Source organism: Bacillus sp. BS1807G30 (genome assembly GCF_040047675.1).
GTDB lineage: Bacteria > Bacillota > Bacilli > Bacillales > Bacillaceae > Bacillus > Bacillus altitudinis.
Map to the genome: position 1 here is coordinate 3,401,694 of NZ_CP157353.1, position 19,127 is coordinate 3,420,820.

The following is a 19,127-nucleotide window of genomic DNA, read 5'->3' on the forward strand; positions in this document are numbered from 1 at the left end:
GTTTTTTTCAGTTTATATACTTTTCATCGTTCCACCGTCTACGGAGATTTGTTGACCTGTGATATAAGAAGCTTCCTCTGATGCCATAAAAGCTGCCAATGACGCCATCTCACTCGCTGAGCCCACTCTTTGCATTGGAATACCTGATGCGACAGCTTGTACAGCCTGCTCTCGTGACAATCCCTGATTCGTCATCATATTGCCGATAAATTGTTCATACCGATCGGTTGCAATAAAACCTGGATTTAAACAATTTACCGTAATACTAGACGACGCGAGCTGTGTCGCTGCATTTTTACTGGCATTAATAATCGCTGCATTCATCATACTATTCGTAAACATTTGTTCACCAGGTTCCTTCCACAGGTTCCCGACAATTTGAATGATCCGTCCATATTCATGTCTTTTCATCAATGCTGCTGCACGCTTCATTGTATCGACGTAAGCGATGGCTTTTTGGGAGAAAGCAGCCAGCATCTGGTCAGTTTCACATGAATCAAATGTATCTGGCTTTCCTCCTGGAATGTTATTGATCAGCACATCGAGTCTGCCAAACTCCTTTTCTATTTGTTCAAAGGCTTCTGACCTCACTGCTTCAAGCGACATATCTCCACAGAATAGAGACAGCGGTTCCTTTGTTTCTGTCATATCTTGAATGTGCTGTTTCGTCTGTTCAAGTGAGGCCATATTTCTAGAGTTGATGATCACCTTCACATCGCTCTGAGCGGCAAGTTTTATTGCGATTGCCTTTCCAATGCCTGTACTTGCCCCTGTTACAAATGCAATTCTTTTAGACAAACTCATCCACATCCCTTTTCATCAATATACATAAAATGACACATATAGAATGTATTTCAACAAAAAAAGACCTTTCTCCTGCGAAAGGCCTCTCTTCTCTATTTAAATGTCGTTTCCCAGTTAAATCCGATCGCCTCATCATTCCACGCAATTCTCTTCTCATCTGGGTTTTTTGGGTCGTACGATTCTGTTGTAAAATAAACAATCTGCAGCGGCGTCTCCCCTAATACGCGGTAGCCATGTGCAACTCCCTTTGGGATGAGGAGCAGCATCGGATTATCTTCCCCCATATAATACACATCGGTTTGACCCTTTGTCGGGGAATCTTCTCTCAAATCGTATAAAACGACCTGTGCATGACCTGCTGGGAAAAACCAAACATCGTCTTGTTTTTCATGATAATGAAAGGCTTTGATGACTCCCGGGAAACTTTTCGACCACGACGCCTGCCCAAAGCGCTTCAGCATCGGTTCGTCGTCTCGAATAAGCTCTGCGAAAAAGCCGCGATCATCACAATGTTTCATGAGTTTTTTCGTTTGTACACCATCAATCATGCTGCTCGAATCTCCCTTCTTTCTGCAAGTATTCGTGAAGTGCGTCTTTCCAGTGTCTTGGCTTCCAGCCTGTCGCTTCAATCGCTTGCAGATCTAAAACAGAGTAGGCGGGCCGAGGTGTTTGGTATCCATACTCTTCAGTGGAAATGGGTTCAATTGTCGTAGACAGACCGCTTGCTGCCACAATTTCTGTCGCAAAGTCAAACCATGAACAGCTAGCTCGGTTACTGACATGATAAATACCTGCTTTCTGGTCAAACAAGTGAATCAAAGCTTCTGCGGCATCCTTTGTATAAGTAGGAGACCCTAACTGATCATTGACGATGCGCAAATGATCCTTCGTTTCAGCCAGTCGAAGAATGGTATTCACAAAATTATGTCCCTCATGTCCATAGAGCCACGATGTCCGAATGATCTTCACTTCATCTGACACAAGATGAATCAATTCTTCTCCAAGTTTTTTACTCTTTCCATAAATGGTTTGCGGATCTGCTTGTGCATCAACTTGGTAAGGGGTATCCGCTTGCCCATCAAATACATAATCTGTGCTGACATGTAACACATCTGCCCCTACGTTCTTAGCCTCCAGCGCTGTATAGTAGGCGCCAATCCCATTCACAAGATAGGCTTTTTCCGTTTCTGTTTCGCATTGATCCACAGACGTATAAGCAGCCGCACTGACAACAATATCCGGACGGAAATGTCTCATTGCATGTCTGACTGCCTGTTGATCTGCGATATTCAGCATACTCCTTGTTAAAGCAATGACGGTGATGTCTTTTTCTTTCAGCTGTTTCGTCAATTCTTTCCCTAATTGGCCGCCTGCACCGGTGATTAAAACTTTCATCGGTCACCCTTCTTCACTTTGATCATATTTGGCACGATACCAATCGATCGTTTTTTCGATACCTTTTTCAAATGAAGTTGCCTGCACCCAGCCGAGCTCTTCTTTTAGCTTACTGGCATCAATGGCATACCGCCTGTCATGCCCTTTCCGGTCTTGAATAAACGCGATTTGGTCATGAGAGATGCCTAGATGTGTGAGAATGGTTTTGGTTAAATCAAGATTTGTTTTCTCGTTGCCTCCGCCAATATTGTACACCTGACCGACTGTTCCGTTTTCTACTACTTGTTTTACGGCTCTCGCATGATCCTCTACATAGAGCCAATCGCGAATCTGCTGGCCGTCTCCGTAAATCGGAATCTTTTCACCATTGACCGCTTTTCTAATAATGGTTGGGATTAATTTTTCTTCATGCTGATAAGGTCCGTAGTTGTTGCTGCATCTTGTGATCATTGCGGGTAATTGGTGGGTGTGGATATAAGATTTCACAAGCAGGTCTGAACTTGCCTTGCTTGCTGAATAAGGATTATTCGGTGAGAGTGGTGTTTGTTCTGTGAAAGCAGGATCATCCGGCTCCAAATCTCCATATACTTCATCTGTGGAAATATGAATGAGTTTATTCGCCTTTCCCTTTAAGACAGCTTCAAGCATACGATAGGTACCAAGGACATTTGTTTGGATAAAGGGTTCTGCTGACTCAATACTGCGATCGACATGTGATTCTGCTGCGAAATGAATGATGGCATCATAGGCTTCATCAAATACTTGATCTAGTTCGTCTTGCAGCGTGATATCTCCTTGGACAAAACGGACATGAGGCAGCTTTGATAAATGTTCCATCTCCTCTGGATGACTGGCATATGTTAATTTATCAAACACGGTCAGCCGGACATCGGATTCTTGAAGCAGCAGCTTCACAAAATTCAGTCCAATAAACCCTGCTCCACCTGTAATTAAATAAGACTTCGTCATTCGTATCCCTCTTTTTCCTTCATCGTTTCAAACATTTTTGTTGATGCTTCGTGGAGAGATTCATGTGTTCCTGCATCAATCCACCACCCTTTTAACATATCATAGGTCAGCTGGCTATTTGAGATGTAGAGATTGTTCACATCAGTAATCTCTAGTTCACCTCGATCTGACGGCGAGATTTCCTCGATATATTGAAAGACGTCTTGATCATAAAAATAGATGCCCGTGACGCAGTAAGATGACGTCGGATGCTCTGGCTTTTCTTCTATTGATAAAATTCGATGATGAGCAGGATCAATTTCTGCAATGCCAAACCGTTTTGGATCTGCCACCTCTTTCAATAGAACCTTGGCTCCGCTTTCTTGCTGCCGAAAGACGTCAACAAAAGGGCGTAATGAATCTTCAAATACATTATCACCAAGCATCAGCACAAATTTTTCCCCTTGAGCAAAGGGCTTTGCATAGGATAAACCATCGGAAATACCAGACGCTTCTGGCTGTACTTGATACACAATGTTCATCCCAAGTTCACGATCATCTTCCAATAACTTTTGAAACAACGGAATTTGTTCTTCCTGTGAAATCAGCATCACATCTACAATTCCTGCTTCTTTCAGTTTGAATAATGACCAATAAATCATCGGATATGGACCAACCGGCAGCAAATGTTTGTTGAAAATCTTCGTTAATGGTGCCAGCCGTGATCCCTTTCCTCCTGCTAAAATAACTCCCTTCACATCTACACATCCTTATGTTCTTTTTGGTGTGAATTCATGAGGTGTATAAGAATGTTTTTCACTCGTTCGATTCCTTTTCCATCAATGAGTGAACGTCCATTAAGATGAATGCTTCTGCGGAGAAAATAGCTGTCAGACAGTTTTTGAACAGCTTGCAACAGGTCTTTTTCTTCCACAAGGTCACCTAATCCAAGGTGAAAACAAGCTCCTTTTTGCGCAAACATGCTCGCTGTCACTGCTTGGTGGTCTACTTGCGATAGGACAATGCTGGGCACCCCGATACAAATTACCTCATATAACGTCATACCGCCTGCTACGATAGCCACATCAGCTTCTGATAAAAGAACCGGTAGTTGATCTGTATGTTGAATGAATTGGATATGTTCCGCCTCTACTCGCTCTTTGATGTGAGAGGCTTTTCCTGCGACCGCTAAAATGTCTAGGTGATTTGTTTGAAGAAGCGCCGATACAGCCTTTGATAACAGGCCGCACGGATCACTACCGCCAAGACTGATGACCACCTTTTTACATTCTTTCCGAACCTCATATGTGTCTTTGAATCGTTTAAACTCGTGATCTAACAATAAATAGGGCGTTCCATGATAATAAGCCGTGCCATTAAGCTGCTCGTGCTTCCCGTCCAGACCGCCATAAATGCCGTTTATGACCGTGTCCGCAAGCTGACAGGCTTCCTCTCTTTTTTCCTCAAATAAGACAAGCCTCGCACTGCCACAGGAGTCTTTGATCGTTTGAAGAAACTGAAGATCACAATCAAGCACATCTATGACTAAAAGGTCAGGCTTTAGCTTTTTGATGTCTTGTTGGACCTGGAGAAGCGCATTCGACTCATGCACCATGTGAACGTACCACTCTGGGTGCGAAAGCATTTCTACACAAATCTGATCATTTGTATAGAAATATAGGTCGTTCCCTTCTTGAAGCAGTTCTTTTGCCAAACGTTTCATTCTGACGACATGACCCATTCCTCTTAAAAAACCACCATAAACAACAATCATGATTTTTTTGTTCATTCAGCATCCTTCTGTCTCACAGATTGATTCAAACGAACAATGTCTGGATGTTGTTCACAGATGGAAATGAGCTCAGCTGTCGGCACAGCAATAGAACCACCAGCTTTCTCTAGTAAACGGGTAGCAAACACATAATCTTCTTCTGTATCAATCGTGAATCGATAAGCAGGATATGCAAGTTCTTTGGGCGGTGTGAATAATTGAAGGGAAAATTGCTCGGGATGCTTTCTGATATACAGCGTGACATGCTCACGTTCTGAATAAGTGAGGGGAAATTTGTCGATTTCACATAAAATAGATGCTTCAATCATTTCCCCGGAAATACCGAGTGGTGTTCCGTTCGTATATGTGTAATCAGCCTTTTCCTGTCTATGTTTTTCAAGCATTTTCGACAAAAGCGAAGGATCTATAAATGGATTGTCTCCCGTTAAACGTACAACCGTTTTAGGTTCAAACTGGCGGACAATCTGCGCAAACCGCTCAAGCACATCTGCCTCACTGCCTCGAAACACCTTATAGCCCTTTGACATACAATATTGAGCCAAATAGTCATCCTCTGGCTCGACCGTTGTGGCAATCATAAGGTTTTGCATTTTGTGATGGTAATTATCTGATTGCTTCACCCGCTCCACAATCCAATCAATCAGCGCCATGCCGCCGATCGGTTTCATCACTTTTTTGGGCAGTCTTGTTGACCCCATCCTAGCCTGAATGACAAAAAACACATCATGCATCATCATGAGACTCCTGCGTGAGTACGTCTTTCCACGAAACGCCTGTATGAGCTGGGATGTCTCTCACAGCCTTTGTGCCAAGTAAAATTGGCATATATCGCGGATGCAATCCCTGATTTTTTTGTCCGGGGCGCAGCACGGCTACATTTTCTGACGTGAGGGTCTCACCCTTTGCAATGCCTTTTGTCGTAAAAATTCCTCGATACGCAAATTCTCGAATCTGCCCTTCAATGGCTGTTGTCGTTTTATAAGAACTGCCAAGAAGCTCCTCTGGTAATGAATGAACGTCTATTTCTGCTTGATTCCGCTGCTTTTCTGCCGCTCGAATGTGCTGAACCATTTCCTTTAATTCTTCAGGATCAAGAGCAAATGAATGATCCGCTCCGGGTAATGTTTTATCTATTGTAAAATGTTTTTCAATCATTGCTGCCCCGAGCTTCACAGCGGCTACTGGCGCTTCCGTCGGGTGTTCACTATGATCTGAAAAGCCAATGACTGCTTCAGGGAAAGCGGATCTTAAGGTTTGAATCACCCGCAGGTTCGTATATGCTCTAGGCGCTGGATACTTTGCCACACAATGCATGATGGCGACTTGCTTATTTTGCTGGCTCGTAATCGTTTCGTATGCTTCATGAACATCTGCAATGGTGGCTCCAGCTGTTGAAAAAATGATCGGCTTTTGAAAAGAAGCCGTATGACGCAAAAGAGGCAAATGGTTGATTTCATAGGATGCCAGTTTAAAAGCAGGCGGATTCGTTTGATTCAATAAATCAGCCGATTCTTCGTCACACACGGTGCTTAAAAACATCAGTCCTTTTTCCTTACAACGTGTCAATAAGACAGGCAGCCATTCAGGCGGCAGCTCCATTTGTTCCACTAAAGAAAAAATAGACACTTCTTCTCCTTTGGCCGTTTCGTATAACCCCGGTTCCTTTTGATACATCCGATCCGCTTGAAACATTTGAAACTTCACCGCATCAGCCCCTGCTTCTTTTGCCACATCAATTAAAGCAAGTGCCTGATCCAGCTTGCCATCATGGTTAATGCCTGCCTCTGCAATGATAAAGACAGGCGAACCATCTCCCACTTTGCGATCTCCGATATAGAAATGCGCCATCTTACCTCTCTCCTTTTTTCGGCCACACATGGTAATACAAAAAGGCATTTGTTGTCCTAAACCCCATCTTTTCGTACAGCTGGATGGCTGTTGTATTATGAAGCTGTGTCCCCGCAGAAATGAAGTGATGCCCTCTGTCATGAGACACTTTCATCATCTCAATAAACAGCTTTTTTCCGATCCCTTTTCCTTGAACATCCGGTCTAATCGCAAAAAGCTCAAGCCCCATCTCATGACCCTTTGTCATACCTTGAATCAAACCAACCACTTCATCATTCACCTTGGCAACGAGGTTGATATCTGCGCGTCCAAGTAGGTTGTTTCTCATCCATTCTTGATAAAAATGCTGAACAACACGCTGGTCTAAATATGGGTCAAGGGCATAACGGCTTTTCACAAAAGCCTGATCACCTAGTAAGACCGCCTCATCGTAATCCTTCTTATCTGGCACACCCATCACCACATCTTGATCTGATAATGGCATCTCCATGAGGGCAGGCGGTGCCTCAAGCCTAGTCAGACCACCGACATAATACACATGTGATAGTTTTTGAACAATGCGGTTTTTTTCAAGATCAGCCGCCTCAAGCCGTAAAAAGAAAAAATCACATTTTTCTGTTCTCATCCAATTGATGAATCTCTCCATCAATTCTTTAAAGAGCAGCGCTGATTCAGCTTCCACAAACTTCACATGAAAAATATGCTTGTCAAAAATGCCGCTCTCCCATTTGGACCATTCGTATAACAGCACTGCTTTGAGCTTAGCGCCGCTGACAAGAGCAAACTGCTTGAATCCTGCCATGCGTTCCGCTTCATGATCATATGTTTTCAGCCAAGATGCGAGCACCTGATCGTCTATTGCATGAACGACTTTCATGAAGAGGCCTTCTTGTCTTTTAAAATAGACACGACTGCCGTGATGACATCCTGCACATCTTCATCTGTCATACTTGGATAGAGCGGAAGCGAGAGCGTTCGTTTGTAATAAGTGAGTGCCTCAGGGAAATCCTCTGGTGAATAGTTGTAGGTCTTCTCATAATATGGATGCAAGTGAACGGGAATAAAATGAACACTCGTGCCGATTTTATATTCCTTTTGCAGCTGATCAATCATGTCATCGCGTGTGATCAGTGCTTCTTTTGGATCAACTTGTAGCACATATAAATGCCACGCATGTCTTCCCTCATCATGTACAGGCGGCAAGATGAGACCAGCTTCATGTTGAAATGCCTGATTGTATGTCTTCGCAATCTGTTCTCTGCGTGTCTGCATCTCCTTCAACCGGCTTAGCTGAACGAGCCCTAACGATGCTTGCACGTCAAACATGTTCATTTTATAGCCCGGTTCCTCGACCTCGTAATACCATGTTCCCTTTTCTCCATAACGATTCCACGCTCCCTTACTCATGCCATGGAGCGCCAGCCTTCTGATTCTAGCTGCAAGGGCATCATCATTTGTCGTCAGCATGCCGCCTTCACCAGTCGCTATGTTTTTCGTTGCATAGAAGCTAAAAGCGGTCGCATCACCAATTGATCCAATCGGTTGATCGTGATAGGTCGTATAAAGGGCATGAGCGGCATCCTCCAGCACGAACAAATCATACTTTTTGGCAATCGCTAAAATTCGGTCCATATCACACGATTGACCAGCAAAATGTACAGGGACAACCGCTTTTGTATGTGGTGTAATAGCCGCTTCTAATTTTTTCGCATCTAGATTGAGTGTCGCCGGATCAATATCCACGAAAATAGGGGCTGCCCCCGTATGGATGATCGTATTGGCTGTTGCGCAGAACGTCAGAGGCGTTGTGATGACCTCATCACCAGCTCCAATGCCTCTCGCCTTTAACGCTAAAAATAGAGCAGCTGTACATGAATTGACTGCTATTGCGTGCTTCGCTCCAGTCAGCTGCCTAAACTCTTCTTCAAACTGTCTAACTTTTGGTCCGGTGGACAACCAGCCGGACTTTAATGTTCCAATGACTTCATCAATTTCTTCCTGTTCAATAAAAGGCAGTGCATAAGGAAGAAATTGTGCTCTCTTTTGTCCCATATCGCTTGCACACCCCTATCTTCATCTCTGAAAATCCATGCCTGTTTTTGTTTTGAGCAGAGAAAGCAGAACATCGGTCGATTGTGCATGCGGATAATGTTCTTGAATGAAACGAGCCCCTTGCTGTTTCGCCAGCTTTATTTCTTGTTCATCCGATAAAATACGGATCGCTTTCTCGGCCAGCTCAATAGGGTTTTCCATGTGGCAGCTGCCAAGCGACTCGTAATAAGGGTATCTTCTGCCTTCTGTCATTTTTCCAATCAGTACACTCTTTTTAAAGAGCATTGCTTCCAGACCAACTGTTGATGTGAGCGTTATGACCATATCCATATACGGCAGGAGGTCATACAAGTCGATCTCTTTTTTAATTAATCTCACATGGTTCCCCGCGCGCTCAATCGCTGTATAGTCATTTAAACGATTTCGAGCGATTTCCCACGGGTGCGGCTTCATAATCAGCTGAATGTCTTTCCGTTTTGCAATCGTTTTAAGAACATCACCGTAAAAGGCTTCTGAAAACGGCTGTGTTGCCACAAGCACAGTCTTTTTGGCAGGATTGAAGTTCAATTTACGAAAGACCACTTCCTGTTGAAGCGGTGTTCGCTCCTGCACCAAATCAAATCTCGGGTGACCTGTGATCTCCACCTGCTCAGGCTGACAGCCTTTGTCTACATACCAGTCCTTTTCATATTTTCCAAACACTCCGTGGCAGGTGGTGAAAATCGGCAAAAAGGCTTCGTCTCCCATGAGCGCACCGTGCTGAAGACAAATACTTGTGAGATGGCGCTTCACGGTTTGCAAGGCGAGCACACGGCTATAAGCATCCTCCGTCGTACCAACCACTACAGCTGCAATAGGCTGCATCTCAAATAGCGTTTCTATTTGGTCAATCACATCAATAAATTGCACAATGTCCTTCCGAAGCTTTTCTCTAAAAAAGACATTACCAAAGACAGGATGCTGGGCGTAAGGTTTCAATAGAGCATTTGCTTTTTCAATATATTCAACATGGGCTTCTTTATTAACCTCTCTGGCTAATTCAGGCTTACTGATCACTGGTAATCCGAAATAATCAGCCTTCTTCCAGCGCGCGAGCACCACTGTTTGGTTCGGATGGAACCGCGTGTAATTTTGTTCAGTAAAACGTAAGTGTTCAAAGTGAAGAAGCACCTTTCCATGACTCGGACGATAAGGGGTACGCTTGATCTGCTGTTTATGCTGATCAAAAAAGGGCTGAATGTCTTGCGGCTTTGGACAAGTCGTTGACAGCTCTTCACCAAACGCCTCATCTTCCATACGTTCTCTCACTTCTGGGCTGATGTATTGATAAAAATTACTGATTAACCCAAGGGGTATATGGCGATAGGATAAGTCTTTCATCAGATTCACATACTCAAAGTACACTTGCCAATAATGATGAATATAATGCGACACTTAAGGTCACCTCCCATGTCTCTGTTTTAATATATGGCGGAGCTCCCTGCAGGTAGACTGCGGAGGAAGTGCTTGAATAAAATCGCTTTTCTCATCTTCTGCCAACTGATAATGAATAGACTGTTCTGTGATGTAGTTTGTATCCAATACCTCATCAAAAGGGTAGAACGGATAAAAGTGATTTAATCTAAAAAAGAACCGGGCATCTCCTATTCGATAAAAATGCGGACTCTCGTCCCAGTAGGATCCAAACTCAGCACGAATCTTTGTTAAAATGGATGCACGATGTACAACCGAGCAGTGATCAATGGCACAAGGTGCATTCCACTGCACCGTTTGCGCAGGTCGAATCGTTTCCTTTACTGGCTCTTTTTCGCTATTTAAATAGATAACTTTTGAACTAGAATAGACAATTTCTTCATTCGGACGAGCATCTAAATATTTCGTGAGCTTCTCTAAACGGTCTGGTGCATAGACATTGTCATCTGTGGCATAGGAAATATACTCGCCCTTTGCCTGTTCTAATGCTTGATTAATGAGGACGGCATAGCGTGTTTTCGCCGTTCTTTCCTCCAGCGTTTTCACCCCGCTTTGGATAAAATGGACGCGTGGATCTTTACGGAAAGGCTCAATAGCAGCAAGGGTTTGTTCGTTTGATCCATCATCCATGATAAAAAGTTCAAGGTCTGACAAGGTCTGCTGCAGCACCGCTTCAATTGATCTGCCAACGTAGGCCGCTTTGTTGTAGCTCGTCATAATGACCGTTACTTTCGTCAATTTTTCCACCTCGGTCTCTTTTAAACTATGGTTATCATATGTGTCTCCTCTTAAAGAGACTGTAGAGTGACCTATTTTTTATAAAATTGGATTTTTTTCATGATCTATCTTTGAAAAACGTAAAAATTTTGGTAATATAAGTAATCATTTATGTGTATTAAAGGAGTAAAGAACATTGGAGTATATGAAGAGTGATCTCTCCCAAGAAGAGGAAGCAAAAGGTTTTTTTCGATTCTTTAAAATTTTTGTCGCGACAAAAACGATTATTCGCTCATATGAACATACCTCTATTCCCATGTGGCTGATGATACTCCTTGCAAGTATCGCTGGTACAAGCTGGATGTACGAAGGGTATTTTAGTGAGTATATGGGCAATCATATTCCATATCCTTTTATTCTGTTACACGGAGCAGGTTTTGGTATTTTAGTAGGCAATTTTCTTCTATTTTTTGGTTCATTCATTTTACAGTGGTTAGGACGACTGTTTTTTGGCAGTAAAGCGCCGTATCGAGATGTGCTCAAAGCTTGCACACTGACGGTCATTTTCCCTTCCACCTTATTTGCTCTTACTTGGATTTTTACTGTGGGGTTGCTTGGTCCGTATACATTTGTGAAAATCTCACCCTATTTAGACCAGCACTATGAAGTATGGTATTATCTCAGTGTTTTACCACTGGTTGATGCGTATACCAAAGCATGGATATTTGGGATGGCTGTTTTAGGCCTTGTTGCTGTGATGAAGCTGAGAATATGGCAGGCCTTTATCATTGCCATCACACCGATCGCCTTATTTTTTCTCATCATGACCCTTCTCTATGACGTCCAGCGGGCTATGAATTGGTTGATGTAAAGAGGCATTCCTTAGATTGTTGAAAACCTTTGCAGTCTAGGAATTACGAGTACGGGGTTTGCCTGAACACTGAGGAACTGCACAAAGCAGTTCCTTTTTTTCGTTCAATGTACATATTCTCTCTTCCTGTCTCATAGTGTGAAAGAGAAAAAGAATGCTATGGAAACAACAGGCGCTTTTCTGCCTTCTGTTTAGAACACCATGAGGAAAGAGGAGGAACGTTATGAAATTGAAAAATCAATTTGGGCAAGGTTCGGGTTTCGAAGGTCAAGATTTTCGCCAGCAACAATATGGAGCAAATCCGTATCCTGCGCAGCAGATGGGTTATTCAGTCCCTCCCCAAACGCAGGGTCAAATGCAAGGTCAAATGCAGCAGGGGTATTCGCCAATGCCGTCTACTGGTACTTCACAAGGAGGCCAAGGTGGGCAAAGTGGCGGGCAGCCCTATCAAATTCCTTCTGGACCGATTTATCAGCAGAACGTCACCGGTCAACTGCCGCTTGAGCAGTCCTATATTGAAAATATTTTACGATTAAACCGCGGCAAAGTAGCCACGATCTATATGACGTTTGAGGCAAGTAAAGAATGGAACTCAAAGATTTTTAGAGGAGTCATTGAGGCCGCGGGACGTGATCACATTATCATTAGTGATAACAAAACAGGGACACGATACTTATTGTTAACAATCTATCTTGATTACATTACGTTTGATGGGGAAATTCAATATGACTATCCATACTCGATGTCTACGTATTCCCCAAGATAACCTCAAGGTCATATCAGCAGCAAGGTGCAGACGCCCTTGCTTTTTTCTTTTGTCTAGGTTTTTGACACACCTTCGGGGGAAGGCTCATAAGATGCCTAGTAGTTTTTATTAAACGCCTAGAGGTGACATCAATGACTGTTGAGCTGGATTATACATCGCCGAATGTCAAATATTCATTTGATTTGAATCAAAGCCCCCTTGTGAAATATGACCAACACAACCTGATTAATGTTTTAGGAAAAAAACAATTAAATTCGCTCGATCAAGTATCTCTGCTGGATATATATTTGAGTAAAAGCAAAGTAGTAGAGCCTCATTATCATCAAAATGCTGCCGAGCTTGTTTATTGTATCGCCGGCTCTGCTGCTGTATCCATGCTGAACCCTTTTACAAAAAAGCTGTCCACCTACACCATTACCCCCGGGCAGGTAGCCAATGTGCCACAAGGCTGGTGGCATTACGAAGTCGCCTTACAGGACAAAACCCATTTGTTAGCCATTTTTAACGCATCGACACCAGAAGTCATCTTAGGTTCAGACCTTCTAACCCTCACGCCTTCTCACATCATGGCACATACTTATTGCATGAACGAAACGCAGTGGAAACAGGCGACGCAGCCTGTGAAACCTGGTGTGTTTATCGGACCTTTCTGCCATCGGGAGGAAGAGGCACAAACGCACCCTGTCCCCCCTTCTCACTATGTACCTTATTATCAAGCACCTCCGAACTATTCTCCTTATTGGAGTTAAGAAAAAAACCGATGCCCCTATGAGAGCATCGGTTTTCCTAGCTTATAAATTTTTTGCTGCTGCAATCACTAGCATGATCCAAGAAGCGATAAATGCCACTCCGCCAATTGGTGTAATGGCACCTAGAATCTTCACCTGAGTCAAGGCAAGCACATAAAGGCTTCCTGAGAAGAAAAGAATGCCTGCCAGCATCACCCAGCCAGCGGTCGGCACTAGGGAAACACCTGACAGCTTATCTGCCAGAAAGGCGACAATAAACAGGCCAATTGCATGGAACATCTGATATTGAACCCCTTTATTCCATATCTCAATATACTTTTCAGGAATTTTCCCTTCCAGTCCATGTGCACCGAAGGCTCCAAGACCAACCGCAAGCATGGCGTTAATGGCACCTAATATGAAAAATAGTTTCATTCGTCATTCTCCTTATCTCATCAATTATGTTTATCATAGCGCGGGTCTTATCCAACATTCAACTTTCCTATGATGCTGACACGAGATTGTCGGATTTCTTCTTCTTTCGCAGCAGCACTTGATCGACCACAATCGCAATCAGTGTGCCAAGAACAAGACCATTGCTCAATAAAGAAATCAGCACAGGATGCATGCCTTTCAATGCCCCTTGTGGCACAAACATTGCGCCCACGCCTGCTAAAACAGCGATGCCAAGCACAAATCGAATGCGCGGGATGTCTTCTTTTTCATACTGATCGAATTCTGACATGGCAATCCCAATCATAGAAGAGAACACTACAAAGTTCACAGCAAGCCCCACAGGTGACGGCAATGCAGAGAAAAAGCTCATCAATAATGGAAATAAACTAATGAGGACAATGAGCAGACTGCCAAGAAAAAATGGCTTTCTCGATGGAATTTTTGTTGTTTGTATAAAGCCCGCTGCCCCTGAAATAGGAACAGGCGCAATCGCACCAATCAGTCCGCTCAGCAAATGACCAAATGCGGCGACAAAACCAGCCGGTCTGGCTCGTTTCCGCTCACGCAGTTCACCAAATGCCTTGACGGAACTTTCCACAATTCGAATACTTGCCAGCATATTCACAATGAGTAAGATCGTAATAAAAAAGGACGTGACAAGCAGGCCACTGTCAAAGACCGGCATGCCAAACGGAAACAGTTTTGGAAACTCAATGATCTGCTCAGGAATGCGAACAGGCTTCGCTAGTCCGAGTAAAGCAAATAACAACCAGCCGCCTGCAAGTGCGAATAACACAGAAAACTGTCTTAAATAATGCCATTTTGAGCGGCTGATCATGAAGGTGATGACAATAATCAAGATCGATAGACAAAAGACAAGCCCATCTACCTGATTTCCCCGATAACCGATCCCCATCAGCCCTTTCATGATTGGCTGACTTAACTGCACAACAAGCAGCAGCAAATAAATACCTGTGACAACCGGCGTAAATAAAGACGCAAGCCAATTAATGATTTTAAAAAGACTAAAAATAAAAAAGAACGCCGCACTAAAAATTAACGCCCCTTGTAATGCTTGCAAGGTTTCAGGATATGTGGCAAAAATTGTCCCTGTCATGCCTGCATAAAGGGTATATACCCCCCACCACAGCCCTGCTGGACTTTCATTGATTGGCAGCATATGACCGCATAAACACTGCACCATCGCCACAAGTCCAAGTGAAAAGAATGTACTCTGAATCAGTTCCGCCGACTGCACTTGATTTAATTCAAATGCTTGTGCAATCGCAATCGGCACAGCAATAGAAGCTGCGATAAAAAATGCCATCCACTGAATGGCGCCCAAAAATAGTTTCAACCCGATCACCTTCCCTTTGTCGTGACAAGACCATTAAAAATCAAAAATAGAGTCACCGTTGCCCTCTTTCTCTTGTTGACCCTCTTCTTTATGCTGAAATTTCTTTGCACCGCTAGTGCCCATCAATTTCTCTAACATAGCTTGATCCGTAGACACAGCCGGAGCAGATGGTGTCTGTATAGATGGAGGTGGTGAAATAACCGAAGACTGCGGCATTTGCACCTGTGATGATGTGTCGAGAATGACATCACATAGTGAAGAGATGACCGCCGCTTGACGTTTCACCTCTTCATCATTTCCACTTTGTTTTGCTTTTTGAATGGCTTCCTCCATTTTTTGAAGCAGACTTGATATATGAATATTCAAGGGTAGACCCTCCAATCTAAAAAATTCGTTTTCCAACATTATTTTACCAAATGAACAAACCGAATGGGTTCATTTTTTCAAAGCTGTGTGCTTCTGTTCATCTTATTTGACCCTTACCCAAGATTCACACATAATAATAAAGAAACAATATCGTCTTTGAAAGGACTGAAAGATGAGCAAACTCACTGAACTCATTCACAAACAAAAAAACGTGCAAACACCAGCGGTTCAAGAACGAATCCGTCTTCTTAACGATTTGAAAGCAGCCATTAAACATCATGAAAAGGACATATTACAAGCCTTAGCCCATGATTTACATAAATCCGAACAGGAAGCCTATACAACAGAAATTGGCATGGTATATGAAGAGATCAATCATACCGTCAAACATCTTCACAAATGGGCCAAACCATCTCGCGCGAAAACACCTCTGACCCATATCGGATCAAAAAGTATGATCATTAAGGAACCGTACGGAAGTGTTCTGATTATTGCCCCTTGGAACTATCCTTTCCAATTGGCCCTTTCGCCATTAGTTGGAGCCATTTCTGCGGGAAATGCCGTTACTTTAAAACCGTCAGAATTAACGCCGCACGTCTCAAACGTGATTGGCACGATTGTGGAAAGCGTGTTTCAAGAAGATCTTGCAGCGGTCGTTGAAGGCGGTGTGGATGTCAGCACAGAGCTTCTGAAACTGCCTTTTGATTATATTTTCTTTACTGGAAGTGTAGCCGTCGGCAAAGTCGTCATGGAAGCGGCCGCAAAACATCTCACACCTGTCACACTTGAGCTCGGCGGAAAAAGTCCATGCATTGTCATGCCTGATGCAGACATCAAGCTCGCTGCAAAACGAATCACCTTTGGTAAATTCACAAATGCTGGTCAAACATGCATTGCACCAGACTATTTACTTGTTCATGAATCGATCAAAGAGGACCTATTGCGTGAAATGACGACCTGTATCCGTGACTTTTACGGGAACCAGCCTGAAACAAATCCGCATTTCGGAAAAAATGTCAGCCAGCGTCATTTTGATCGACTTTCACAATTTCTCTCAAATGGCACGATTGTGACAGGTGGACAGCGCAATGAACAAGAGCTCAAAATCGCACCGACCATTCTAGATCACATTACATGGGAAGACCCTGTGATGCAGGAGGAAATTTTCGGACCTATTTTGCCTGTCATCTCATTTGACTCTCTTCAAGAGGCAGCTGACATGATTAAGGCAAGACCGAAGCCGCTCGCTCTTTACTTATTTACAACAAATAAAGAAACAGAAGCTTATATTCTAGACAACCTCTCATTTGGCGGGGGCTGCATTAATGATACACTGATGCATGTCGCCACTCCATATTTACCATTTGGAGGCGTTGGTGAAAGTGGTATCGGACGATATCATGGAAAAGAAAGCTTTTTCACCTTTACGCATGAAAAAAGCGTCCTGCGCCAGACCAATCGCTTTGATTTTTCTTTCCGCTATCCAAATGCGAAAAACGGACTCGACATTGTCCGCAAATTTTTAAAATAAACAGGACGAAGGGATTTTCCCTCGTCCTATTTTGATTCGATGTCCTTGATACACCAGTTGATTTCATCGATCCCCATTTGCTTTAAATAGGCGTTTACTTTTGAGAACGGACGACTGCCAAAAAAGCCGTTTCTTGCGGAAAAAGGACTTGGATGAGGTGACTCAATGATGTAATGCTTACTTTGATCAATGCGTCCTTTTTTATTTTGCGCATGTCTGCCCCAAAGCACAAAAACGACTGGCTGATCTCGGTCATTCAGGACGTCGATGACGCGGTCTGTCACACGTTCCCAGCCTTTGCCTTTATGCGAGTTCGCTTCCCCTTTTCTTACAGTGAGCACGGTGTTTAACAGCAAGACACCCTGCTCTGCCCAGCTGACAAGCGAGCCATGGTTAGGGACCGGACAACCGAGGTCATCCTTTAGCTCCTGAAAAATATTTCTCAAAGAGGGCGGATGTTTGACACCAGGCTGAACAGAAAAGCTTAATCCGTGTGCCTGTCCCGGGCCATGATAAGGGTCTTGTCCCAAAATCACGACCTTCACAGCTTCATACGACGTCAAATGGAGGGCACGATAAATGTCATCTGGCTTTGGAAACACGATCTGCGTACGATATTCTTCCTTTACCCACTCACGTAATTCCTGATAATATGGCTGTTCAAATTCACTTTTCATCACAGCCCACCAGCTATCATTTAAAAATGGCTTCATTGCGGTTGTCCTCCTTCTGTCTGCTGTGCCAATCTTGAGATCATCGGTTTTCCATCCCATACAATCTCACTCTCTGATTCTCGTTTTTTCATCGCTGGTTCTTCTAATAGGACAGCAAAGTTCGCTGTCGGCAAATCACCGAGCCCATGCTTTTCACTCAGATCATCTAAGTAGTTCTTCCTTGTTTCACCAAGATCACTCGACTGATTGCCCCCACCATCAAAGAACGCATAGATCACACTGGCAGCTGGCACTCGTTTGGCTCGTGCATGCTGCGTAACACGCAGGAAAAAGTCCCAGTCCCAGTAGTGATGCATCGCTGGATCAAAATAGCCGATCTCATCATGTATGCGGCGTTTGTACATACTGCCAGAAGGAACGTATGTAGAAAAAACACGCATGTCCTCAATGTCCGCTGTATAAGCAAACAAACGTCTTGATACTGGAAAACGAGTCGCACCTCGTTCTTCAAACGAAACAATTTCCGCATCCGAAAAGACAAAATCAGCGTCTTCCAGCGCCTTGCTCATACGTTCAATATGACAAGGTGTAAAATAATCATCGTCATCACTCAGCATAATGACGTCACCTGTCAGCTCCCGCACCCCAACATTTCTTGCGTTCACATGCTGGACATTCTCATCTAAATGAATCAAGCGGATTGGCAGCTCGGGATAGAGTTCCTGAATCACGTCCACTCGCTCTCCTGCATCATTTACGACCACAATTTCAAAAGGCTGTACGCTTTGTCTCGAGATGGATTCAAGCAGTTCACACAATGCGCTCAGCCGGTTATGTGTCACAATTAGTAAAGAAATCTTCATATCGGCCTAACTCCTTTAATAGATTCGTCTTTTTCATTAAAACATAAATCGGCTTTCTTCTCATGATATAAAAGGCGGTTTGATTGATCGAGAAAATGGGAATTTTTGATGAAAAGGAGTGATGATGATGGAATTTTTCACAGTTGAGAATAGTAAAGAAGCCAAACAGACGATCGAACAGATACAATCAGCAAAGGACGATGTGTTTGTTTTTGCGTATGACCCCGAACGCTCTGATACCGTTACTGAGTACACGGAAGCAAAGAGCATGACAGTTGTTGATCAAGGGATTTTAGATCAAATCGCCAATATCATTCGCACCAGGGATGATGAACTGATGGCCAAAATCATGTCGACCGGCGCCGATCAAGAATTAGCCTTAACGCTTTTAGAGGAGCTGAAAAAAGGGAAATTGGTGATTTGTAAAAGATAAAGAATGAGGCGTTCCATGAAGAGTGGAACGCTTTTTTATGCCGTTTCATTGTG

Annotated in this window: 22 protein-coding genes; 5 read left to right on the plus strand and 17 right to left on the minus strand. The window is 43.6% G+C overall.

All coding sequences use genetic code 11. From position 1 onward, the window contains the following. Nucleotides 1-12 precede the first annotated feature (12 nt). The 12 genes from ABG082_RS17560 to ABG082_RS17615 all read right to left on the minus strand — a co-directional run bounded on the left by ABG082_RS17560 (nucleotide 13) and on the right by ABG082_RS17615 (nucleotide 11,050). Nucleotides 13-804: an SDR family oxidoreductase gene (locus ABG082_RS17560; protein ID WP_348936321.1), complete on the minus strand. Its 792-nt coding sequence runs from the start codon at nucleotides 802-804 to the stop codon at nucleotides 13-15. Nucleotides 805-896: 92 nt separating this feature from the next. After that, nucleotides 897-1,352: a dTDP-4-dehydrorhamnose 3,5-epimerase family protein gene (locus ABG082_RS17565; protein ID WP_008343612.1), complete on the minus strand. Its 456-nt coding sequence runs from the start codon at nucleotides 1,350-1,352 to the stop codon at nucleotides 897-899. Then, on the minus strand, nucleotides 1,345-2,199 hold the full coding sequence (rfbD, locus tag ABG082_RS17570) for a dTDP-4-dehydrorhamnose reductase (RefSeq protein WP_213407066.1): 855 nt from the start codon (nucleotides 2,197-2,199) through the stop codon (nucleotides 1,345-1,347). The genes ABG082_RS17565 and rfbD overlap by 8 nt, the downstream gene beginning before the upstream one ends. A gap of 3 nt (nucleotides 2,200-2,202) precedes the next feature. Next, nucleotides 2,203-3,168, minus strand: a complete 966-nt coding sequence (rfbB, locus tag ABG082_RS17575) for a dTDP-glucose 4,6-dehydratase (RefSeq protein WP_348936322.1) — start codon at nucleotides 3,166-3,168, stop codon at nucleotides 2,203-2,205. Further along, complete coding sequence (locus ABG082_RS17580) at nucleotides 3,165-3,905, minus strand: sugar phosphate nucleotidyltransferase (protein ID WP_058213476.1); 741 nt, start codon at nucleotides 3,903-3,905, stop codon at nucleotides 3,165-3,167. Before ABG082_RS17580 ends, rfbB begins: the two co-directional genes overlap by 4 nt. A gap of 2 nt (nucleotides 3,906-3,907) precedes the next feature. Then, nucleotides 3,908-4,936 carry a glycosyltransferase gene (locus tag ABG082_RS17585; protein WP_348936323.1) on the minus strand — a complete coding sequence of 343 codons (1,029 nt, stop codon included), beginning with the start codon at nucleotides 4,934-4,936 and terminating at the stop codon, nucleotides 3,908-3,910. Next, on the minus strand, nucleotides 4,933-5,673 hold the full coding sequence (locus ABG082_RS17590) for a glycosyltransferase family protein (RefSeq protein ID WP_212357102.1): 741 nt from the start codon (nucleotides 5,671-5,673) through the stop codon (nucleotides 4,933-4,935). The genes ABG082_RS17585 and ABG082_RS17590 overlap by 4 nt, the downstream gene beginning before the upstream one ends. Beyond that, nucleotides 5,663-6,787, minus strand: a complete 1,125-nt coding sequence (locus ABG082_RS17595; protein ID WP_243824675.1) for an N-acetylneuraminate synthase family protein — start codon at nucleotides 6,785-6,787, stop codon at nucleotides 5,663-5,665. Before ABG082_RS17595 ends, ABG082_RS17590 begins: the two co-directional genes overlap by 11 nt. Nucleotide 6,788: 1 nt before the next feature. After that, nucleotides 6,789-7,664: a GNAT family N-acetyltransferase gene (locus ABG082_RS17600; RefSeq protein ID WP_348936324.1), complete on the minus strand. Its 876-nt coding sequence runs from the start codon at nucleotides 7,662-7,664 to the stop codon at nucleotides 6,789-6,791. After that, nucleotides 7,661-8,839: a DegT/DnrJ/EryC1/StrS family aminotransferase gene (locus ABG082_RS17605; RefSeq protein ID WP_076821308.1), complete on the minus strand. Its 1,179-nt coding sequence runs from the start codon at nucleotides 8,837-8,839 to the stop codon at nucleotides 7,661-7,663. Before ABG082_RS17605 ends, ABG082_RS17600 begins: the two co-directional genes overlap by 4 nt. Before the next feature lie 21 nt (nucleotides 8,840-8,860). Then, the gene (locus ABG082_RS17610) at nucleotides 8,861-10,273 is read right to left on the minus strand and encodes a CDP-glycerol glycerophosphotransferase family protein (RefSeq protein ID WP_348936325.1); all 1,413 of its coding nucleotides are present in this window, start codon (nucleotides 10,271-10,273) and stop codon (nucleotides 8,861-8,863) included. Between the two features lie 6 nt (nucleotides 10,274-10,279). Next, nucleotides 10,280-11,050: a glycosyltransferase family 2 protein gene (locus ABG082_RS17615; RefSeq protein WP_035702641.1), complete on the minus strand. Its 771-nt coding sequence runs from the start codon at nucleotides 11,048-11,050 to the stop codon at nucleotides 10,280-10,282. Between the two features lie 175 nt (nucleotides 11,051-11,225). Here ABG082_RS17615 and ABG082_RS17620 point away from each other — a divergent pair, with 175 nt between their 5' ends. The 3 genes from ABG082_RS17620 to ABG082_RS17630 all read left to right on the plus strand — a co-directional run bounded on the left by ABG082_RS17620 (nucleotide 11,226) and on the right by ABG082_RS17630 (nucleotide 13,415). Continuing rightward, complete coding sequence (locus ABG082_RS17620) at nucleotides 11,226-11,900, plus strand: YIP1 family protein (RefSeq protein ID WP_017360120.1); 675 nt, start codon at nucleotides 11,226-11,228, stop codon at nucleotides 11,898-11,900. A 223-nt stretch (nucleotides 11,901-12,123) separates the two neighbouring features. Then, nucleotides 12,124-12,666, plus strand: a complete 543-nt coding sequence (gerQ, locus tag ABG082_RS17625; RefSeq protein WP_007497781.1) for a spore coat protein GerQ — start codon at nucleotides 12,124-12,126, stop codon at nucleotides 12,664-12,666. 131 nt (nucleotides 12,667-12,797) lie between these two features. Next, nucleotides 12,798-13,415 carry a cupin domain-containing protein gene (locus tag ABG082_RS17630; RefSeq protein WP_007497783.1) on the plus strand — a complete coding sequence of 206 codons (618 nt, stop codon included), beginning with the start codon at nucleotides 12,798-12,800 and terminating at the stop codon, nucleotides 13,413-13,415. A gap of 42 nt (nucleotides 13,416-13,457) precedes the next feature. Here the strand turns inward: ABG082_RS17630 and ABG082_RS17635 are convergent, their stop codons facing one another. From ABG082_RS17635 to ABG082_RS17645, 3 genes are all read right to left on the minus strand, one after another. Continuing rightward, the gene (locus ABG082_RS17635) at nucleotides 13,458-13,829 is read right to left on the minus strand and encodes a DUF423 domain-containing protein (RefSeq protein WP_003215282.1); all 372 of its coding nucleotides are present in this window, start codon (nucleotides 13,827-13,829) and stop codon (nucleotides 13,458-13,460) included. A gap of 67 nt (nucleotides 13,830-13,896) precedes the next feature. Beyond that, the gene (locus tag ABG082_RS17640; protein WP_007497786.1) at nucleotides 13,897-15,207 is read right to left on the minus strand and encodes a purine/pyrimidine permease; all 1,311 of its coding nucleotides are present in this window, start codon (nucleotides 15,205-15,207) and stop codon (nucleotides 13,897-13,899) included. A gap of 33 nt (nucleotides 15,208-15,240) precedes the next feature. Further along, nucleotides 15,241-15,573: a YwdI family protein gene (locus ABG082_RS17645; protein WP_017360122.1), complete on the minus strand. Its 333-nt coding sequence runs from the start codon at nucleotides 15,571-15,573 to the stop codon at nucleotides 15,241-15,243. Between the two features lie 172 nt (nucleotides 15,574-15,745). Here ABG082_RS17645 and ABG082_RS17650 point away from each other — a divergent pair, with 172 nt between their 5' ends. Beyond that, nucleotides 15,746-17,104: an aldehyde dehydrogenase gene (locus ABG082_RS17650; protein ID WP_348936326.1), complete on the plus strand. Its 1,359-nt coding sequence runs from the start codon at nucleotides 15,746-15,748 to the stop codon at nucleotides 17,102-17,104. A 26-nt stretch (nucleotides 17,105-17,130) separates the two neighbouring features. Here ABG082_RS17650 and ABG082_RS17655 read toward each other — a convergent pair whose 3' ends face one another. After that, entirely contained in the window at nucleotides 17,131-17,817 is a 687-nt protein-coding gene (locus ABG082_RS17655) for a uracil-DNA glycosylase (protein ID WP_348936327.1), read from the minus strand. Next, the gene (locus ABG082_RS17660) at nucleotides 17,814-18,641 is read right to left on the minus strand and encodes a glycosyltransferase family 2 protein (protein ID WP_007497795.1); all 828 of its coding nucleotides are present in this window, start codon (nucleotides 18,639-18,641) and stop codon (nucleotides 17,814-17,816) included. Before ABG082_RS17660 ends, ABG082_RS17655 begins: the two co-directional genes overlap by 4 nt. A 127-nt stretch (nucleotides 18,642-18,768) precedes the next feature. On the opposite strand from ABG082_RS17660, the gene ABG082_RS17665 reads away from it, so the two are divergent. Beyond that, a complete protein-coding gene (locus ABG082_RS17665; protein ID WP_348936328.1) occupies nucleotides 18,769-19,074 on the plus strand; it encodes a general stress protein in 306 nt (101 codons plus the stop codon). The last annotated feature ends 53 nt before the right edge of the window (nucleotides 19,075-19,127 follow it).

Excerpts from the sequence above, each read along its gene's own strand:
- ABG082_RS17655 (WP_348936327.1), bottom strand. The coding sequence starts at position 17,817 with ATGAAGCCATTTTTAAATGATAGCTGGTGGGCTGTGATGAAAAGTGAA.
- rfbB (WP_348936322.1), bottom strand. The coding sequence starts at position 3,168 with ATGACGAAGTCTTATTTAATTACAGGTGGAGCAGGGTTTATTGGACTG.
- ABG082_RS17565 (WP_008343612.1), bottom strand. The coding sequence starts at position 1,352 with ATGATTGATGGTGTACAAACGAAAAAACTCATGAAACATTGTGATGAT.
- ABG082_RS17600 (WP_348936324.1), bottom strand. The coding sequence starts at position 7,664 with ATGAAAGTCGTTCATGCAATAGACGATCAGGTGCTCGCATCTTGGCTG.
- ABG082_RS17595 (WP_243824675.1), bottom strand. The coding sequence starts at position 6,787 with ATGGCGCATTTCTATATCGGAGATCGCAAAGTGGGAGATGGTTCGCCT.
- ABG082_RS17665 (WP_348936328.1), top strand. The coding sequence starts at position 18,769 with ATGGAATTTTTCACAGTTGAGAATAGTAAAGAAGCCAAACAGACGATC.
- ABG082_RS17590 (WP_212357102.1), bottom strand. The coding sequence starts at position 5,673 with ATGATGCATGATGTGTTTTTTGTCATTCAGGCTAGGATGGGGTCAACA.
- rfbD (WP_213407066.1), bottom strand. The coding sequence starts at position 2,199 with ATGAAAGTTTTAATCACCGGTGCAGGCGGCCAATTAGGGAAAGAATTG.
- ABG082_RS17605 (WP_076821308.1), bottom strand. The coding sequence starts at position 8,839 with ATGGGACAAAAGAGAGCACAATTTCTTCCTTATGCACTGCCTTTTATT.
- ABG082_RS17630 (WP_007497783.1), top strand. The coding sequence starts at position 12,798 with ATGACTGTTGAGCTGGATTATACATCGCCGAATGTCAAATATTCATTT.
- ABG082_RS17650 (WP_348936326.1), top strand. The coding sequence starts at position 15,746 with ATGAGCAAACTCACTGAACTCATTCACAAACAAAAAAACGTGCAAACA.
- ABG082_RS17585 (WP_348936323.1), bottom strand. The coding sequence starts at position 4,936 with ATGAACAAAAAAATCATGATTGTTGTTTATGGTGGTTTTTTAAGAGGA.
- ABG082_RS17635 (WP_003215282.1), bottom strand. The coding sequence starts at position 13,829 with ATGAAACTATTTTTCATATTAGGTGCCATTAACGCCATGCTTGCGGTT.
- ABG082_RS17560 (WP_348936321.1), bottom strand. The coding sequence starts at position 804 with ATGAGTTTGTCTAAAAGAATTGCATTTGTAACAGGGGCAAGTACAGGC.
- ABG082_RS17660 (WP_007497795.1), bottom strand. The coding sequence starts at position 18,641 with ATGAAGATTTCTTTACTAATTGTGACACATAACCGGCTGAGCGCATTG.
- gerQ (WP_007497781.1), top strand. The coding sequence starts at position 12,124 with ATGAAATTGAAAAATCAATTTGGGCAAGGTTCGGGTTTCGAAGGTCAA.